This window comes from Pedobacter alluvionis, from assembly GCF_003664035.1.
Taxonomy (GTDB): Bacteria; Bacteroidota; Bacteroidia; order Sphingobacteriales; family Sphingobacteriaceae; genus Pedobacter; species Pedobacter alluvionis.
In genome coordinates, this window is record NZ_RCCK01000018.1 from 31,340 (window position 1) to 50,212 (window position 18,873).

The 18,873-nt window shown below is 38.8% G+C and carries 20 protein-coding genes and 1 pseudogene; 14 read left to right on the top strand and 7 right to left on the bottom strand.

Annotation, left to right across the window (positions count from 1 at the left end; all coding sequences use genetic code 11):
* Positions 1 to 7 precede the first annotated feature (7 nt).
* The 3 genes from BCL90_RS25975 (at position 8) to BCL90_RS25275 (ending at position 3,823) form a co-directional block, all read left to right on the top strand.
* Positions 8 to 616, top strand: coding sequence for a TOTE conflict system archaeo-eukaryotic primase domain-containing protein (locus BCL90_RS25975; protein WP_394341726.1), 609 nt, complete (start codon positions 8 to 10; stop codon positions 614 to 616).
* Positions 617 to 646: 30 nt separating this feature from the next.
* Positions 647 to 3,013, top strand: coding sequence for a DEAD/DEAH box helicase (locus BCL90_RS25270; protein WP_208529877.1), 2,367 nt, complete (start codon positions 647 to 649; stop codon positions 3,011 to 3,013).
* 360 nt (positions 3,014 to 3,373) lie between these two features.
* Entirely contained in the window at positions 3,374 to 3,823 is a 450-nt protein-coding gene (locus BCL90_RS25275; protein WP_227256292.1) for a VOC family protein, read from the top strand.
* A 185-nt stretch (positions 3,824 to 4,008) separates the two neighbouring features.
* Here BCL90_RS25275 and BCL90_RS25280 read toward each other — a convergent pair.
* The 7 genes and pseudogenes from BCL90_RS25280 to BCL90_RS25310 all read right to left on the bottom strand — a co-directional run.
* Positions 4,009 to 4,626: pseudogene (locus tag BCL90_RS25280) on the bottom strand (nucleotidyl transferase AbiEii/AbiGii toxin family protein); the annotation flags it as partial.
* Between the two features lie 42 nt (positions 4,627 to 4,668).
* On the bottom strand, positions 4,669 to 5,169 hold the full coding sequence (locus BCL90_RS25285; RefSeq protein ID WP_121288091.1) for a DUF6922 domain-containing protein: 501 nt from the start codon (positions 5,167 to 5,169) through the stop codon (positions 4,669 to 4,671).
* Between the two features lie 83 nt (positions 5,170 to 5,252).
* A complete protein-coding gene (locus tag BCL90_RS26160) occupies positions 5,253 to 5,786 on the bottom strand; it encodes a site-specific integrase (RefSeq protein WP_317126845.1) in 534 nt (177 codons plus the stop codon).
* A gap of 11 nt (positions 5,787 to 5,797) precedes the next feature.
* A complete protein-coding gene (locus tag BCL90_RS26165; RefSeq protein ID WP_317126846.1) occupies positions 5,798 to 6,469 on the bottom strand; it encodes a phage integrase SAM-like domain and Arm DNA-binding domain-containing protein in 672 nt (223 codons plus the stop codon).
* A 623-nt stretch (positions 6,470 to 7,092) separates the two neighbouring features.
* Complete coding sequence (locus tag BCL90_RS25300) at positions 7,093 to 8,139, bottom strand: toll/interleukin-1 receptor domain-containing protein (RefSeq protein WP_121288093.1); 1,047 nt, start codon at positions 8,137 to 8,139, stop codon at positions 7,093 to 7,095.
* Positions 8,140 to 8,232: 93 nt separating this feature from the next.
* Positions 8,233 to 8,880: a hypothetical protein gene (locus BCL90_RS25305; protein WP_121288094.1), complete on the bottom strand. Its 648-nt coding sequence runs from the start codon at positions 8,878 to 8,880 to the stop codon at positions 8,233 to 8,235.
* Positions 8,881 to 8,927: 47 nt separating this feature from the next.
* On the bottom strand, positions 8,928 to 10,967 hold the full coding sequence (locus BCL90_RS25310) for an ATP-binding protein (protein WP_121288107.1): 2,040 nt from the start codon (positions 10,965 to 10,967) through the stop codon (positions 8,928 to 8,930).
* 247 nt (positions 10,968 to 11,214) lie between these two features.
* On the opposite strand from BCL90_RS25310, the gene BCL90_RS25315 reads away from it, so the two are divergent.
* From BCL90_RS25315 to BCL90_RS25370, 11 genes are all read left to right on the top strand, one after another.
* A complete protein-coding gene (locus BCL90_RS25315; protein ID WP_121288095.1) occupies positions 11,215 to 13,089 on the top strand; it encodes a DUF4209 domain-containing protein in 1,875 nt (624 codons plus the stop codon).
* Between the two features lie 2 nt (positions 13,090 to 13,091).
* Entirely contained in the window at positions 13,092 to 13,577 is a 486-nt protein-coding gene (locus tag BCL90_RS25320; protein ID WP_121288096.1) for a hypothetical protein, read from the top strand.
* Positions 13,578 to 13,581: 4 nt separating this feature from the next.
* On the top strand, positions 13,582 to 13,977 hold the full coding sequence (locus BCL90_RS25325; RefSeq protein WP_134380630.1) for a hypothetical protein: 396 nt from the start codon (positions 13,582 to 13,584) through the stop codon (positions 13,975 to 13,977).
* Positions 13,978 to 14,141: 164 nt separating this feature from the next.
* On the top strand, positions 14,142 to 14,696 hold the full coding sequence (locus BCL90_RS25330) for a GNAT family N-acetyltransferase (protein ID WP_121288098.1): 555 nt from the start codon (positions 14,142 to 14,144) through the stop codon (positions 14,694 to 14,696).
* A gap of 145 nt (positions 14,697 to 14,841) precedes the next feature.
* Positions 14,842 to 15,603 carry a hypothetical protein gene (locus tag BCL90_RS25335; RefSeq protein WP_134380633.1) on the top strand — a complete coding sequence of 254 codons (762 nt, stop codon included), beginning with the start codon at positions 14,842 to 14,844 and terminating at the stop codon, positions 15,601 to 15,603.
* Positions 15,604 to 15,754: 151 nt separating this feature from the next.
* A complete protein-coding gene (locus BCL90_RS25340; RefSeq protein ID WP_121288100.1) occupies positions 15,755 to 16,027 on the top strand; it encodes a helix-turn-helix domain-containing protein in 273 nt (90 codons plus the stop codon).
* An 18-nt stretch (positions 16,028 to 16,045) separates the two neighbouring features.
* Complete coding sequence (locus BCL90_RS25345) at positions 16,046 to 16,309, top strand: helix-turn-helix domain-containing protein (protein WP_090496438.1); 264 nt, start codon at positions 16,046 to 16,048, stop codon at positions 16,307 to 16,309.
* 225 nt (positions 16,310 to 16,534) lie between these two features.
* The gene (locus BCL90_RS25880; protein ID WP_166792206.1) at positions 16,535 to 16,708 is read left to right on the top strand and encodes a hypothetical protein; all 174 of its coding nucleotides are present in this window, start codon (positions 16,535 to 16,537) and stop codon (positions 16,706 to 16,708) included.
* 179 nt (positions 16,709 to 16,887) lie between these two features.
* Positions 16,888 to 17,265 (top strand): plasmid mobilization protein, encoded by a 378-nt coding sequence (locus BCL90_RS25360; RefSeq protein WP_121288103.1) that lies wholly within the window; start codon positions 16,888 to 16,890, stop codon positions 17,263 to 17,265.
* Complete coding sequence (locus BCL90_RS25365) at positions 17,255 to 18,238, top strand: relaxase/mobilization nuclease domain-containing protein (protein ID WP_121288104.1); 984 nt, start codon at positions 17,255 to 17,257, stop codon at positions 18,236 to 18,238. The genes BCL90_RS25360 and BCL90_RS25365 overlap by 11 nt, the downstream gene beginning before the upstream one ends.
* A gap of 34 nt (positions 18,239 to 18,272) precedes the next feature.
* On the top strand, positions 18,273 to 18,873 hold a 601-nt coding region (locus BCL90_RS25370), incomplete at its 3' end, for a hypothetical protein (RefSeq protein ID WP_147438331.1).

Below are 18,873 nucleotides of genomic sequence, written 5' to 3' on the forward strand. Positions count from 1 at the left end.
TAAAAGATTGAGTCACTCGTCACAAGAAGCCAGAATATTATTATACCAATCTCTATTTCGAGGTCGTGAAGATATTTTTGCCATTCATTGGACAAAGGGAGCCAAAAGTGGCTATATGCCTGCAAAGTTATATGATCCTTATTTCAATAGAACTTATAAAAAACCTTCTGGTTCTCCAAGTTCAGAACCTGTAACTTATCTTCCACTAACGAATGATCAAGTCCAGAGACACCTTGAAGGAAGGCAGCTGATTGGTTTATATCCACTATTACAGGATAATAGTTCTTGGCTAATTGCAGCAGATTTTGATAAGAATAGCTGGTTGGACGATTGCAGAAGTTTCATCAAATTATGTGCCGACTACAAAATTCCATCTTATTTGGAGCGCTCTCGTTCTGGAAATGGCGGTCATGTTTGGATTTTTTTTGATAGGGCTTATACCGCTTTTAAGAGTCGAAGTATTGTCCTTGCGCTCCTTGAAAAATCAGGTGTGGTTTCGGCCTTCGATAAAAATTCAAGCTTCGACAGATTGTTTCCAAATCAGGATAGGCTTTCGGGGAAGGGATTTGGAAATCTGATCGCCATGCCCTTTCATAAAACAGCAATGGAAGCTTGAAACAGTTGTTTTATTGATAAGGACACTACTTTGGCGTACGTAGACCAGTGGCAGTTTCTCGAAAGTATTAAGCGGATCTCTACCATCCAACTGGATAAAATATTTTTTTCATTAACCAATTCAAAAGTAGAAGAAGCCACCGCATCTGGAACGCTTAATATCTCCCTTTCAAATGCAATCGAAATAAAGAGCAACGAGATAAGTCCCGCATTAACCCATTTTCTAAAAGAGGAGCTCAACTTCTTCAATACGGATTTCATCATTAAAAAGAACAGTGGACGAAGTACGTTTGGTACCAAGAGATATTTCAGGTTCATTGAGGAAGTAAACGGACGTGCCAATATCCCTAAAGGTTTTATCAGGAAGTTGGTTACACATTGTATTCAGCATAATATCCCGTATCAGCTAAACGACAATCGTAAATTACTGCCCGCAATAGGATTTTCTTTTAATGCCTCCCTGAAAGACTATCAACTTCCAGCAGTAGAAGCTGCTGCTAAAAAGGGTATTGGCGTAATCGTTGCACCGCCTGGTTCTGGTAAAACTGTGGTGGCACTAAAAATTATTGCGGATAAACGGCAGCCAGCTTTGATAGTTGTTCATCGTAAACAATTGGCCGATCAATGGGCTGAAAGGATAGAAGCATTTCTAGGGATCCCCAAACAGGATATTGGTAAGATAGGGCAGGGAAAAGCGACAATTGGAAAACAGGTTACGATTGCCATGGTACAAAGTCTTGCGAAAGAACTGCAAAAACCTGATGCAGTAAAGTTGGTTCGAGCTTTTGGAACCATCATCGTTGATGAATGCCATCATATTGCATCCGAAACCTTTAAGGATGCCATCTCGCGTTTCTATTCTTATTATCTATATGGGCTAACTGCAACGCCTTTCAGAAAGAATAGTGATGACAGACTGATTTTTATCCATCTGGGCGAAATAATTTCCGAACTGAAATCTGCTGATTTAGGGATTTCAAAACAGCCAGAAATCATCATTAGGAACACAGGACTTGATGTGCCATACAATCCCAAAACAGATCGTTTTGAAACGTTGTCCAATATACTGATCCATGATGCTGACAGAAATAAGCTGATATTAAAAGATTTGGCATTTCAGATGGGTGCAGGAAAAAGAAGTGTGATACTCACAGAGAGAAAAGAGCATATCGAAACATTGCAACAACATCTAAAACAATCTTACGAAACGGTAACTCTAAGCGGTGATGATTCTGAAACCAGTCGTAATGCCAAATGGAAAACGCTAAAGGAAGGAAATTATCAGATATTGATTACTACTGGGCAATATTTTGGTGAGGGTTCCGATCTTCATAGTGCCCAATGTCTGTTTCTGGTCTATCCATTCTCTTTTGAAGGCAAACTGATCCAGTATATCGGTCGGGTACAGCGTTCTGAGTTAACCCCCATCATTTATGATTACCGTGATATCAAGATCGACTATCTGAATGCCATGTTTTTGAAACGAAATGTCTATTACAAAAAGTTGGTCAAACACCGAACATTATTTGACGACCCGATTGAAGAGGATGAGCCAGTAGAACAAACAAATAACGTAAAAAGCATTTTAGCTGATCAGGTGATAGAACGGAAGATTAAAATAACTATCGAATCGCTTGATTTTCTATACGGTAGCATTGGTTTTCGTATCCCTATCAGTGAAGTTGGACATGAAGTATCATTCGATATAGAAAACATCCACATCCGCCCCGAATTTGAAGTATTGAAGCCATATTTTGAAAAGTTTCTAAAAACGAAATCGATAGAGGCAGCTATCTGTATCATCATCGAAAATGGAGGTATTGTGGCCAAATCCGCAACCTCTCAAGACCTACAGCAATTAAACAGAGAAGTTGTAGATAGTGTTCGGTTCCGCTTTGCCGAAAGGAATATTTTAATGAAATCAAACCTGTTAGGCAAGGTCAATAAAATATCCCAATTAAATACCAGTGATCCCAATACGTTATACGATTCTGGAGAAGAATTACTTCAAGATGTCCTGTCCAAAGGTAATTATAGGCATAAGCTGCATCTGCAATATCTCGCTGAACAGCATTGTGGCAATATCTTAAAACTGAGATTTGTCATTAGTCCATTCGCATTTGTTTTTCTTATCGGGGGAATCGAACAATATCATATCATTATGGAAACCTTGGATACAGACGAGGCAACCTATATCTGGCAAATTCCGAAAGATATTGGAGCGCTTAAAGCCTCACTCCTTGAGATTGATAATGATCTTCTGAAAATACGTAACGAAGGGCGTGCAGCATTTTTAGAATCAGCCCCTGTTAATTTTAGCCGTGTATTACATGATTATACTGAGGAACTGAAAGGTTTTATTGTATGGAAGGATGATTTAGAACAGTGCTTGGTGTAGGATGTGAACTTTATTCAGTTTTTCAGCGTTTAAAGGCTATTTGGAAGGTTTTTAAAAAGCGACTCACCGAATCACTCACCTTTTTGTCTGTATTTTTTAGTTGCAATTGCTATTATATAAATATACATTTAGCACCTTTTAATGGTAATATAGAATAGTTTATTATAAATGGCAATTTCAGGAGAACACAACAGGCAATAAACTTGATATTTCTTGTTGGTTTATTGCAGGAAATTTGAATGCAAAACAATACTTTTAAATGGCTTAAAGAACAAAAAAATTTATCACGCCAGAGAAGGACAAATTGCAAAAAATCTTACCTTTAATACCTTTACGTACAATCAAGTCAAAATTTACATCATGAACATAAAGTATGCGCATACCAACATTATAACAAAGGATTGGAAGGAACTTGCACGTTTCTATGAAATCGTGTTTAATTGCATAGCGGTTCCACCTATACGAAACTATCAAGGGGAGTGGCTTGAAAAAGGCACCGGCGTCTTTAACGCGAATTTACAAGGGGTACAATTACGGCTACCTGGCTATGGGGATAATGGACCGACATTAGAAATCTATCAGTATTCAGAAATGATTAATGCTGAAAGACACTTAGCTAATCAAAAAGGATTTGGACATATCGCATTTAAGGTAGAGGATATTGCGGGGGTTTTAGCAATAGCATTAAAGAATGGAGCATCGAAAATTGGAGAGCTAAGCGAACATCATTTTGATAATATCGGTGTATTTAGGTTTATTTACATCTCAGACCCGGACGGGAATATAATAGAACTCCTAAACTGGAGTTGATATTAATTTCGCAAACTTAGAAATTTGAAATCGAACGCTTTTTGGTTAGAAATCTTCAGCCATCTTGCAGCCTAAATATTATAATTATTGGAGAGATTTCGAGCTAAAATTTCAATAGAATGCTTTAAGACTAGGCATTTTATTTTAAAACCTGCTATTCATTAATTCCTGAAATGCCTCGTTGCTTAGAAATTGGTAAAGTCAGAAGTAGCTACCTGAAGAATATTGAACGAAAGACACTTACGGTATAATTCCCTGCTTTCTAATACACGGGTATATTCACGTACCGCCTTTGAAATACTTTTCTGCACATCCTGCCATTTTAGCTTTGTGTCCATAAGTTTTACGGGAACATTAAAGTCGATATCGTTATAGTGCATTAGGGATGACTTTGCTGTGCTGGGATCGACATTTGGATATTTCTGGCAGTAGTAATCCAATATTTCATCTAATGGCATTTCCATTAACAGGTAATGCATATCGATAAAATCCTTGATCCGTTGTCCGCTATTCACAATTGCATTGATCTTCATGGCCGATATATCCTGATTGGACATCATCCTTATTCCTTCAATGGTTTCTATTGGTCTGATAGATGGATACTTGTGCGAGATAAAATCAAAATCAACCTCGCCAATGCTACCACTTACATAGTTGCCCTTGTGGCGTTTTACATCTGCACCATAATTGTTCCTTAAGTGTACGTAGAGTCCATCACCATCAAAGTCCGATGAGCTGAAAAGGTCGATATCTATGGATTCCCTATGGCCGATCCTCAGGGATAATGCGGTACCTCCTACAAGGTAAAAGGAGTTGAGCTGATGGTCTTTGCATCAGTGTCTGGATTAGATCCAGTGTCCCTGGTGTAACTGTTTCTTTGTGTAACATCTGAGTTTTTCTTTGCTCAACTGAAAATATTTGCAAACGGCCTCCATGGTCATATCAGAAAGATAGGTGATGTCTTCTTTGAGGGCTCGGATTACGTTTTCTCTACCATAAAACCTGATCATCTCTTCCCAATCCATTGTATTGCCTTTATCAAGCACCCGTTCGATAACGGTTTTGTAACTCCTGTTCCAGTCCAGTTTTTCGAAATCGAAATCCCAGAACAGTACCTTTGGAAGGTCTGGTCTTCTGACCTTTTGTATCAGTGGATGTCTTTCAATTTTGATTTCATCGTTTTCGAATGGAACCTTTTTTTTCGAAAGATAGTTGTTCAATGTATGATAGTTATAGGTTGGGTAGCTGTCGCAAAATCCTTTCAGACTTGAAAACACATCGATATCTGTACTGGCAAATCTTTTCCAGTGCACAACGATTACTCTTTTGTTCAATTCCTTTAACATCCTACAAATCTAATCAAAACAGAAATTAATGCCTAATATTTTTAAATATTTGTCAGTTAGCTGTGATTATTAAATTTATTGATTTATATCATAGCTAACTTTTTCTTTAGCATTGCCATGTCTTCGCTTACCTTGATATCCAAAATCTTCGCGTAATGCTGGGTAGTCCTAATGTTCGTATGTCCAAGCATTTTCGAAACGCTCTCTATTGGTACACCGTTCAAAAGCGTTACCGTCGTCGCAAAGGTATGGCGGGCAATGTGTGAGGTGAGTTTTTTCTCAATTCCGCACAGGTCAGCAATTTCTTTAAGGTATTCGTTCATCTTTTGGTTGCTGGGAACAGGAAGAAGAAAGCCTTTATTAAGGCAAACTTTGTTGGTTGCGTATCTGTCGACAATCTCAACAGCTGTTGAAAGTAGCGGAACCGATGACCTTGTTTTGGTTTTCTGCCGATTGGTAAAGATCCATCGGTCGCCATCAATTCCCTTTCTGATATTCTCCTGTTTCAGTTTGAAGACATCGACATAAGCCAAACCAGTAAAACAACAGAAAATAAAAACATCTCTTACCTGCTTCAATCTCTCCGATAAAAACTCTTTGCCCGCGATATGAGCCAATTCCTCCTTGTTCAGATAAAAGCGATCAACATTCTTTGTTTTGCCTTATAAGCTGTAAATGGCGATTTGTCTATCCATTCGTTCTCCATACAGATGCGAAGGATTTTCCCGAGGTTCTTAATGTTTTTTACAACATAATTGTTTGCGCAGTTCTTGTCAGACCTTAGGTAATGGTCAAATCCGTTCAGAAATGCCTGGTCGATAGTTCTAATGTCCATATCGGCTACACCATATTTCAAAGGGATAAAAACTTTAAGGTGTCTTTCCAAAACTTTATAACGGTTCAATGTGCCACGTACATAATCTTTACCTACAAGCTGTTCCATCTTTAAATTATGATCGGCAACCGCTTCCAATAGGGTATTTGAATTAATAAGCGTACCTAGATAACTTGATTTGATGGCATCGGCAGTAATAGGCAACCCCATATCGAAAACACGTTGATGGGCATAATACACTGCATTCTGCAATTGGTCAAGATGGGTGTTCAACACCTTGATCTCTTCTTTTGAGCCGATGGCTCTGCCGCCCTTGGCGTTCCATCGTTTGGGGTCGCAATCCCGATTGGTGGCCATCTCTACACGATTTCCCTCTACGGTAATCCTCATGTAGATCGGCACATTTCCACTTACATAGTTCTTTTGCTTTTTCAAATAGAAAAGCAGGCTAAAATTGGTCCTCATAATCTAACGATTAAAGGTGAAACAAAAATAGCTTGGCAACTAAATCTACACAAGATGTTCAGTTTGTAACAACCTGTACAATAAATGATTATGTACAATTCGGTGAGTCAATTTTAACCGTTTTGCCTTACTCACCGAATTACTCACCAATTTTTGTGAATTCGTGCGATTTTTGGCAATTTCCTAAAAGCAAAAACCCTGCTAATCGTGCGATTGCAGGGTTTTATACATTTTGATAGTCTTTGGTGTGATCCCGCTGGGATTGGCTCAGCCCCGCAAAACCCCGAACCCGGCCCTGAGCCTTTTACAAATCGAACCCAGGCCGGCGCTTCTGTTCGAATCCCAGAGGGGGATAAAACAAAAAAACCTCACATTTCTGTGAGGTTTCTTGTGATCCCGCTGGGATTTACACCTAGTGTAAAAATAAACGTTTGCAATATTTTAGAGTGGCTTTGAAATTCGAACTCCCCGAATAACGCACCTTTTATTTAATAGAAAATAGCTGCAAATGCTATGCATAAATATAGCATTTTATACTAAAAAATGCAAATCAAAGTATCTTCTATATTCAATTCTGTCATAACCCACAACATTTTTTTTACTCTTATTACGTTTATGAATTCTTATTTCTCTGATCTCTTATCTGTATAAAAGCGTTCCAAATAACGATGGAACATATGCCTTGTTTCCTTGAAAAGGAAATAGTTATCTTTCGATTCTCCATGGAACTCTCTCATTATTGGATGAGAAAGCATTTCAGTTGCACGTTCAAAGGTGCGGATGATTTTTTCACGCTCAGCATTACTTTTAACCACTTTTAAACCTCGGTAGGTATCAACACCTATTTCATAAAACCAGGGAAAATCATCTTTGTACAGACTGACCAACATCAAAAATCCGATAGACGGCTCTTCATCTTCAAATCCAAAGTGAAGCATTTCTTCCAGCATCATAGGATGTGATTTTCTTCTCTTTCTACGCATATCGGGATCAATTCTATTTTCAATTCTCGAAGGGAGGCTATCAAACATAATCTTAACCTCTTCAAATAATTTGGCTACAGAATTTTCATCTACACTTTCGGCTTTTTCAATTTCGCCTCCATCCTCTGTCTTTTTTTCTGTGATCTCCTTAACCTTTTCGACAAATTTATCTACTAGTAGCCTTACTAGGCTTTTGTCAGGATCTAATCCTGGAACCTTCATGACCAGTTCAAGTACGAGCTTGGTAATGGATTCTGAATCACCACTGTTGTTCTGAAATAGGGCAAATGGCCCAGTTATGGCAGAACTAAAAGGAATACCTAGTGCGATTCCAATCACCTTTTTATCAAGTTTACCTTTTGCCACACCAGCTTCATATAGAATCCAAGGCCTGTCCACGCTGTGTTGGGTCAACAAGCAAACAACATCAGATGCCTCATCAATCTTATCCATAATTGCTGGATACCATTCCATACCATATTCTATTCCTTGAGTTCCTTTTTTATCTGATGATCTGAATGACTTTAGTGCTCCAGCACTTGCACTTTTTAATAGATTGCTGAATTCTTCGGCCAGTGCTGCATCTCTAGTATCATGGCTAATAAATACTAATGGATTAATATTTGAGCTGATGTTTTCATTTTCAGATTGTGTTGTTGGATTAGTTACCTTTTTTCTAGGAGACATATTAAGAATGGTTTAGATGAGATTAATGTTATTTAAGTTTAGGTAGCGATTGTTAAAGAGAGCAATACTATCATAATGTTTAATGGATAAACCTTACACATCAATCAAATTTTCGAGGATAGTTTCTACTTCCAACCTCATTTCCTGTAAGTCTTCAATGGCCTTGTCTAAATGATAGGTTAAGCTACCAATGGCGTATTTATCACCGTAATGCTGGGATGTATTTTTTTTATCAAAGACCTTAATTTTTTCCAAATATCCTGGCAGCGTGTTAATACTCGCAGAAACCTTACTGGCTTTTAATGATAATTCTTCAATTTTGCCTGAAAAGAATAATTTGGCCTCTGTTTGGTATTCCAGGGATAATTCAAAATCGCATAGATAATTTAGATAAATTTCAATCCTAGAAATAAGGTCATGAGAAGGAACAGACTTATATCTCTTGTCAATAATATATTTAATGCTCATGCTGTCTGTATGAATTTTAGCTGCAAACTGGGCAGATCCTCTATGTCCCACGACTCTTGTCAATACCGGCCTTAGGCGTTCAATCTTTGCTTCTCTCACGTCCAGCATTTTAGCAAGTAATTCATCTAATTCTTTTAGCGTTGGATAGCCGCCTAGAAACAGGCGCTCTATATCTTTAGGGCTCAGCCCCATTGAATAAGCAATAAATGGTCGTTCAATTATTTCTGCTTTTAATCTTTTCCATTTCCCTTTTTGAGGCGTTGTAAGTTCCATTTAGATATTAATTGGGCTTAAAAAATTTAGTCTTGGTATTTTCTATATCAATTGTTTTGTACTGCTTTTAACCTAACAGTATTAGTAATGGTTTGCGAGCCTGAAACATCCAATTTAATCCCCTTAATGTTTAGTTCTTCTTGGATTGCTTTCTGATCGAAATCAAGTTTATCCAGCAAGTATTTATGTTTAATAGTAAAGCTTCTGAATACATCATCCCATGTCATTGCAAAAACCTCTAGGTTTCCCCATGACTTTACTAGGTATCGTTTACCCTTATCCTTAAATTCATCATATTGCTTTTCGATATATTCGTCAACCTTGTTGCTGACTACGAAAAATTTCCATTTTCTGGTTTGTGAATTGAACTGATCTTCTCGTGTAATGAAGTCCATATAATCTTCGATCTGCCTAAGTTGATCCTTTCCAATTGTTACGTTAGGGCGTTTAAGTTCTACCATAATATTTTCCTCTATATCATCATCGTGATTGTTAGGATCAGGAATACTTCTTTGCCGACACATAAATAGATCTGGCCTGCGGTTTTTTTCTTCATCTTTTAGCTTGGATTTAGACGGTTTGGATAAACCGTCAACCAGATATAAATAATTAGATAAAAGTTTTTCAAAACCTTCATTGGCGGTTACCAAATGAAATTGCTCGCCAAAAAGCCAATAATTATCGGCAATTGCATGTTGAATATGATCCCTTTCGTTAGAAAAATGTTTGAGGTCAAATACTAGAGTTTTTAAAAGCTCCACTGTCTTAAACCTGCTCTCTATCAGATTTATAGTTTTCGTAATATGCCCAAAGCTCGTTTTTTTAAGAAGGATGGAAAGGTTTTCACGTTCTTCACTTGATATACTCACAATACCTTCAAGAATAGACAATATATTCTCACGTTCATCTGTGTCCAACAAAAGATTGATGAACCCAATGCTTGTTTTCTCCTGAGTCTCGTTTAAGCCCTTAAATATTTTGGGTTGAATACAATATATTTCCCTTACAACTTCTACAAGGTCTTTTCGCTTTTCCTGTTCATATTTATTGTTCTTAAACTTTGGAAAAACGCCATTTTTCTCATACCGGGATATAAGTTCATCGGCAGCATTAATTCGAACAAATTCTTTCTGCTTTAAATTGATTATTCTCTGCAGTTCCTTAACTAGTATTTTAAATACCGGGCTGTTCTGTGTTTGCCCAAAAATTGGCTCCGAATCCTCATTGTCGGAAAAAGTGAAATCGTTAAAAAAGTCTGACTCAATATAAATACTATGAAAGAAATTAATAGCATTGTTATTAAATGAAGTGAGTTGCTTAAAAATCTCTTTTTTCTCTCCATTTAAAAAGTAATAATAGAACTTATCGCCGATTTTTTCATTCCATCTGACGTAAGTAATAATGAAATTGTGGTCTACGCCTTTAATATCAGCAATTATCCTGTTGGAAACTTCATGATCTCCCAATATGTCATCATATTCCAAAGGTCTTCCATTGATGCTCAGCGTATATCCTTTCTTACTATTGAGAAGTAAAAACCAGCCGAATTCATATTTTAAATAATTTATGAAATCATCACATTGAAAAGAATAGGCCGTCACGCCGTGGAGATTGGTTAGTTTTAGCCACGTGCCTGTTTCTTCGGTATCGGCTATTCTTTTATTCTCATCGTTATAGTGGTCTTTATCATTAGCGTGTACTGTTACGTCATAGGCTAAGCACTTTTCGGAATCAGGATCTAAAAAAACGGTAGACCAAACAGCTGTACCTGCAAAGGCAATAAAGGAAAACCGACCCTTACCTTTTTTTCCCCGCACATAGGAAGATCGTTGGAAAGAGCCTCGTTTTACAGAGTCTAAAAAAGAGCCAAATGTCTCACTTAAGTCTGAAAGGCAAATGCCTGTACCGTTATCAACGATATTGATTTCATCAATATGGTCTATCTCGTTGGAGCTGAATTTGATGTCGATTTTGGAAGCTCCTGCATCAAAACCGTTCCAGACCAATTCTGAAACAGCGTCCATGTAGTCTTTGGTTATTCCAGCGGAATCAATACTGTTATTGTTTACACCTACCTTATTCTTCATTGTATTTAAGTGTTTAGCCTCTCTGTTTACATTATGATGCGAAAATGGCATATCAACATCAGATCGTGAAGTTATTAATTTATTGGCTGAATTCATCATTGCAGAAATGTCGGCACGCAATTTACTAAATAAATTAGTAAATTGATTAGCTATTTTAAAGGAATAATATAAATGATAGCACCGTTTTAAAATAGTTAGTTAGAAATTACAGAAGAAGATTTGCAAAAATATCGATACCTTTAACTTTATGAGCGTCATATCTGATTTTTATAAAAGTCTAGAAAAAGTTGATTTTTTAAGAGATGAATCTGAAATCGAAATAAATTCCCAATATATTGGGATTATTGAAGAGATGGAAAAGACGGATCTGGATCAGGCGGTGCTCCTGAACAGAGAGCGAGAGGCATTGATGTTTGTTAAAACAGCAGAAGAAGGCTTGACTCCAAAAATGACAGGAACAGGAACTGATGAAGGTGGTAATCAAATTCCGATACAGTGGCCTGATAGTAATAGTTTCCGGGAGGAAGATTATTCTAATATAGAAAAACGCTACAAATCAACCCAAAACAAATATCTTAAAACAGAATTTGGGCTTTTTCTTTTCTATTCCAAGCGGCTTAAAAGGAATGAAGATTTATTAGAGCTGTTGGAGGTGTTGCAAGAAAGATGTGATATCCTCTGGGATTTATCCGACTCACAAGAAAAAAATTATAACCTGCTCAAATATTTTGCTTCAATAAAGCAGCTACTGAATATCGCATCTGCCAGGAGAAGGGCGGAAATTACTATTGCGAGTGTTTATGATAAGATGTTAAATAAGATATATTCAAGACATTTAAGCTGGAATATAAACAATTTTGGTCTTATGAGATTCATCGTGGACTCAACAGGATTGATAAACGAACGGTCAAAGGATATTCTACAGATGGGTTTGGATCTAAAAGTAATTCTCGACAAAAATGAGCAGGTTATTGATGCTATCGCGGCTAACGATCCATGGGAGATTATTCCTATATGCAGTGAAAGTGATCGCCTCGCTAATAAAATAACGGACGAGCGATATAACTGGAAAAATAGAATTGCATATCAATATGAAAGGCTTGCCGAAAACGCACCAAATTATAATAATGTCGCTGTTACATTTATCGATAAGGCATTAAGGATTTATCGAGAAATAAAAAGTGATGCCGACTATGAACGACTATCTCAAAAATATCAGAAGCAACGCACTGAAACAAGTCTTTCTGAAATATCGATGGCAATTCCAGATGAAGCCACCGAACGGATTACCGGAAACATTAATAGGCTTATAACTGATGGTGGAACCGCTGATATTATTGCAGTAATTACGCAGACACCCATGCTTGCAGATGTTCAAACAATCAGGAGTATGGCGGTTGCACTTGAAGGAACAGCCCCTTTCATGGAAATGATTCCCAAATATGTTCAGGACAAGTTTGGAAACACAATAGAGTCCTATGTTTTAGAAGATGAAAAAAAGGAGTTTTCTTTTCTACAACATTACTCCAACCATTTTCAGCTTGCTTCGCAAACACTAATCCAGATAATCGTCGAAAGTATAAAGGCGGGTAAGCTGTCGGCAAACGCGGTCTTGGAGGTTTTATCAAAAACTTGGGTAGGTGAATCTTCAGCCCGGCGTATCAGTGGACAGGACATACCAATAAGCCACTTGAAATTAATAGAACCAGGTATCAGAAATCTATTTTTAGAGACTGAAAAATGGCTGAATGGCGAAGAAGTTCTGCCAGATTACATACTCAGCACCGATTCATTAACATTAAAGATTGAGTATCTTCTAAGAGAATTTTGTCTCAAGTTAGGGATCGTTACGTTTAAGCAGCGTCCAGACAAAAGAGAACAGAATATAGTTATGGAAAAGCTTTTTGATGACCTATTAAGAGATTTAAAAGACGATCTTGAAGAGGATAATTATACTTTTATAAGATTCGTAATGAGCGATAAGATGGGACTGAACCTCCGAAATAAGATAGCGCACGGATTGGTAGATAATGTTGAATATGGTATTGAATCACCTTTTCTGGTACTTTCTATCATACTCAAATTAGCGCATTATAATTTTGAAAACACTCCACAGGTTTAAATATGGCGACAATTGTAAAAAAAAAATCGGACGTAGAATTTAAAAATATCTGGACGTTATTCCCAGATACACCACCTCCGGCAATAACCTATACCAAGACACCCAAGTCTATACCTCTATCGAGCATTGTGTCTGTGAGATATTTTAAACTGTTGTCAAAAATAGATTACTTCGCATCAAAAGAAATTGGTCAGGAGGACTCAGAATATCATATCTCAGGCTCTACTTTCTACGTTACAAAGGAAATTTTAAAATGGCTTTCTGTCAAACGTTTCATTGAAAGAGATGTTGCAATCCATATTTTTTCTAATCAAGACAATGGTATACAGATCGAACTTGATGGACAATACCTTAAGGCTGATATAGAGATACTTGATTCTACTTCAATTGAGGTTAGGCGCTATACTGGCTCTGATAACACTGTCACAAAACATGAGTTATCAGTATCCTCTCTTTATTTACTGGATGATTTCGTTAATCAAAGTTAAAGCTATGCCAATTGAAAAATATACAGTGCTGCCTGATAATGATATATTAAGGAGGGTGAAACTTCCCCCACCGAATCGTGATCAAAATGACTTGATGAAAATTATGCCAGACGGCAGCATGCGGCTAAGCAGGATTGCCTTCCGACCAGATCCAAAAAGAGATGTTAATGGGCTATCTGTAAATATAGTAGCCTTGGCACCTAGTCTTGAGGAACTTTTTGACTCAAACACTCACTTAGGAGTAGTACTTAAAGCTAGCGTCTACTTCGATCTCAATCTGTCTATCACACATGACCCTTTAACTGAAAAAATTGAGCAGGTAGATTATTCTCATGCCTTGGTTCTTCAGTTAATGAAACAAGAAGGTTTACAGGCTTCTCTTGCAGAAAGTTATTTTTAATTGTTAAATTGACTCTATTTTAGAAATTGAGTGCTCGAATATTCAATTACATGAAACCATTACCAGCAGGCTGCTAGCTTTTATAAACCTGTGCGTAAAACAAGTTAGACTGGTGAATTGCTATGATTTATTAAAAGAATTGGAATATTTATCAATTAGTTAATATGTCTGAAATTATAACTTTATCAACAGATCGTTTATTAATTAGGGACTTAAATTGCGATGATTTAAATTTCATTCATTTGATACATTCTATTGCTGAAGTTCAAAAATATGCTACTCTTGACATCCCAAATTCCATAGCTGAATCAGAAGATTATCTTAGAAAATATATAGATCAACAAAATCATAACCCTAGAGAGGAGTATGGTTTGTGTGTGTCTTTAGTTAATCGAGAGCCACTCGGATTAATTGGACTTAGTAACAGTTTAAGTAAGTTTAAGAATGCTGAACTATGGTTTAAATTACATCCTAAATATTGGGGCAATGGATATGTTACGGAAGCTGCACTAGCTATTTTAAAATTCGGTTTTGAGGAATTAGCTCTTCATAGAATTGAAGCTGGCGTAGCTACCGAAAATATCGCATCCATCAAGGTTCTGGAAAAAATTGGAATGCAGAAAGAAGGGATGCGAAGAAAAATCCTACCAATAAAAGGAGAATGGAAAGATAATTTTCATTACGCAATTTTAGAAGAAGATTTTATTAATAGAAGCTAATTTGTTAAAGACATTATTCTTTGTTTTTAGCAAAAATAATTGAATACATATCCCCATCATGCACGGTGCTCCTGATTAAGCTTAGTGTGATTTATTTAAGGTTTAGAATGTTTAAATTTGGAAATACACTTCCAACTAAATGCTTATGATTATCAGCTATTTTAAGCCCCGTGACCGTTTTGATTTCAGTAATGATACTCTAGATATCGGCAACCCTTTAAGCTGGAACCGCTCCACATTCCTAAAACACTTTTTTAAAAGGGTCTTTGCCATCAGTGAAGATCGGCTGGAGGAATTTTACCGCCATCATCTGTCTTATTTCCTAACCAGCCATCTCAATGGAACCGAAGAGATCTTTTTTAAACACCTATGGGAACTGATCGAAGGACAATTAAAGGTATTAACGGGTAAGGATGTCTACGATAGCAACCATGTTCGGAACCAGCGGGAGATCAAGCGGCTTAAAATATTTACCGAGGTACTCATTCCGCTTGACCAGTGGAATTTCCATAAATCTAATTTCGCTGTAGTTGCTCAGCTAGAAATGGAAAACCATGAACTCAAACAACAGGTAAAACAACTAAAAGCCGACCTGTTAAAGGCAAATAAACTGGAAACCAAACAATATATCAATATTCCCAAAGGCAGGCTGCTGGCTTTTATAGACCTGTGCGTAAAACTGCGAACCCTCAAAGTTGAAGAAAAAGACGAGCTTTTGTTTACCGATTTTCCAATAGTTTGGGTTAAGCTGATCTGCAAGTATTTCCGAAATGATGACCAGGAGATCGACTTCGAAGGGATTCGCGGTTATTTCTACCAGAACTTAGAAAATCCGGGCAACCGAGCACGTTATGTTTCAGAAGATCAAAAACTTTTTGAAATTAAACGCCTAAGAAAACGGAGATAAAACTTTATTTAATATAATACTGATATAAACAGTATCATTCTGATATTGAGTTATTTATAGCTTAACCTATTACCCGTCAAATTACCATACAGATCGCTATGGTACCAGAAAAACAATCCATTAGCATTCTTTTGTCCCCAAAACAAAGGCTATGGAAATTATCAATGAACAAGCCCTTAGCCAGTGCATCCGGGATGCATTGAGGGCAGAATTACAAACGCATTTTAAAACGGGCGGCAGTTCCAGGCAGGAACAGGAAGAACGCCTATTGTCCAAACAGGAACTAGCCGACGAATTAGGCGTATCGCTGGTCACCCTGACGGACTGGATGAAAAAGGGGCTGCCCTTTTTACGCCTGCACAGACGTGTGTATTTTAAAAAAAGCGAAGTGCTTAAAATCATGCAACAAGACATTACAGATTAATTTAAGGAGGGAATTATTATGCACGTGGAAATCATCACTAAGGAAGATTTAAAACAACTAAAGACCGAAATGCTTGCCGAGATCAGGCAGCTTATTAAACCGGAAGACAGGCAGAGTAAGCAATGGCTGAAAAGCGCCGAAGTGCGAAAGCTGCTTAACATCTCACCGGGAACCCTGCAAAACCTGCGCATTAACGGTACGCTACGATTTACAAAGATTGGGGGCATGATGTATTACAAACTGGAAGACATTACCAGGCTATTAGAGGGAGGTAACCAATGACAGAAACATGCATCCATAACAAGACGGCTGACTACAGCAAACTAGTGAGATGCATGGGTGCAGACAGCCGGATGCTGGCTACCCATGTCAGCCTGTTTGCCGCACTTTTTGTCTGCTGGCAACATAGCGGATTTGCCAGTCCCTTTGCCGTTACACGTAAAAAGCTCATGGCATACAGCCGTATCGTATCGGTTGCCACATACCATAAATGCATCAAAGAATTAGATGCATTTGGGTACATCTGCTACCAGCCATCTTACCATCCGATCAGGGGCAGCCTGGTCTATTGGCCACCCGGTTGAGCCGGGTCAACCGACCAAAAAAGGAGCCGGAAAACCCGGCGAAGTATTGAGCACTGACGCTCCTTACAGGAGCCATCAAGGTCATGGAAACCGCTAAGGTTTGCCGAAGCTTTTAGTACGTCAAACTTATGCGCTTTGTAGGGAGCGAGTTAATGTTTTTGCTATACAAAAACCCGGATTCACCCTAAAGGGATGCCCCGGACTCGCTCCCGTTGGTCGGTTAAAAAAAGAAATAAAGAAAGGATCTACTGAAGATTTTGGAAAGGAACACAGCGCATGAAAACAGCGACAGCCAACAACGAAATAAAGAAAAAAAGAGTCCCCGGCAGACCAAAAAAAACGGTTAGCCGTAGTGACCTGCTGATGATCCGGTTAACCCCGACGGAAAAACAACTGATCGGGCAACGGGCAAAAAATGCGGGGCTGAAACCTAGTGAATGGTTCCGCAAGGCGGCAAAGAGTGCAAGAGTTTTTCCCCGCTTTACCCCGGAGGAAAGCGGATGGTTCAGGATGCTATCAGGCATGGCCAATAACCTTAACCAGTTGACCCACCTTGCCCATGTGGAAGGCTTGCCTACGCTGGCTTTAAAATGCCAGGCACTGATCAGGCAGATCGAAGAACTGTTAACCAAAATCAATAGCCATGATCGGTAAACCGATCACAGGAAGAAGCTTCGGGGGCTGTGTCCGCTACATCGTGGACAAGCCCGAAGCGAAGATCCTTTTTGCCGAGGGTGTAAGGATGCAGAACGCCACCACGTTAACAAATGATTTTAACCTGCAACGCAAAATGAGGCCGGAACTGGGTAAGGCGGTCGGGCATCTGGTCTTAAGTTGGAGCAAGGAAGACTTGGCCAAACTGACCGACAAGATCATGCTGGAACATGCGAAAGAGTATATGCAGAAGATGGGTATCCGAGATACGCAGTACATGGTGGTACGTCATCATGATAGACTACACCCACATTTGCACGTGGTTTATAACCGGGTCGATAACAAGGGGGCTACGATCACCGATAAGAATAATTACGCACGCAATATCAAAGCCTGCAGGGAGCTTACCTTAAAATACGGTTACCATTGGGGCAAGGGCAAAGAGCAGGTCAACAGGCAGGCTTTAAATGGCAAGGAAAAGATCAGGTATGAACTTTACGATGCCATCAAGGCGGCTATGAAAACGTCCACGAACTGGAAAGAGTTGGAAGCGAAGCTGACCTTCCGGGGCATCGGTATCGCCTATAAGTTCAAAAGCGGTACCAAAGAAGTGCAGGGCATTTCGTTTGAAAAGGGCGGGCTGAAAATGAAGGGTTCCGCTATTGATAGGAGTTTAAGCTTTTCCCGTATGAATGCACAGTTGAACCGCAACCAGCAGGTACAGGCTTACCATGCAGCAAGGGAGGCACATCAGCCCTCACTGGCGCAGCAGTCGAGAGAGACCATCCGACATGACATTCATGCCGAGCATGGGCATAGTCCGAATGCGTCTGGTGTAGTTGAAAACCTGCTGAATATCCTGCTTAGCCCAGAGTTTGTGCCATCGGCACCAGACCCGGTCGGAGACGCAGAAATAGCCCGCAGGAAACGAAAGAAACATCAGGCAGAGCAATCTCAGGGAGTAACCAGATAAATAAACAAACTATCCACCAACAAAATTCAATGTTATGGAACAAGATGAATTAGAAGAAAAAGTAAACATGGCCGAAGAGCTTATTCTGGGCTTAGTTAAGCGAATGGAAGTCATAGAAAGCGAACTGCCGGAATTTTTAAAGTCGTTTTTAGAACAGTATAAAGAGACTTTAGCTAGCATCTCCGGGCAGATAGAAAAATCCAACAAGCGTTATGACGATCAGAAAATCAGCCAACAGATCGATAAGGTCAAAGACCTCGTGGGTACCATGCCAAAGGTAATCACCGTAAAAAACGAACATCACCACCATTTCGGGGCATGGTCAAAAAACCTCATCATTGGTGTTGCAGCCTGTTTCCTAATTACAGCCTCATCTGTCGGAACAGCTTTGTACCTGAACCACGAAAACAACCTTCTTGCGGCCAACTACATCAAGTTTCGTGCGATTAGGCAGATCGCCCCTAAATGGGGACATTGGGCGGATACGACCTACATCCGTAATCCCAAGGCGATGGAAGAGAACACCATCAAGCTGGAAAACGAGGCGTTGGAAAAAGCCTATGCGGAAGAAGTTGCCAGAGAAACGGCTGAAGAGGCGAAGCAAGCCAGAAAGCGGCTGCATTCGCTGAAAAAGA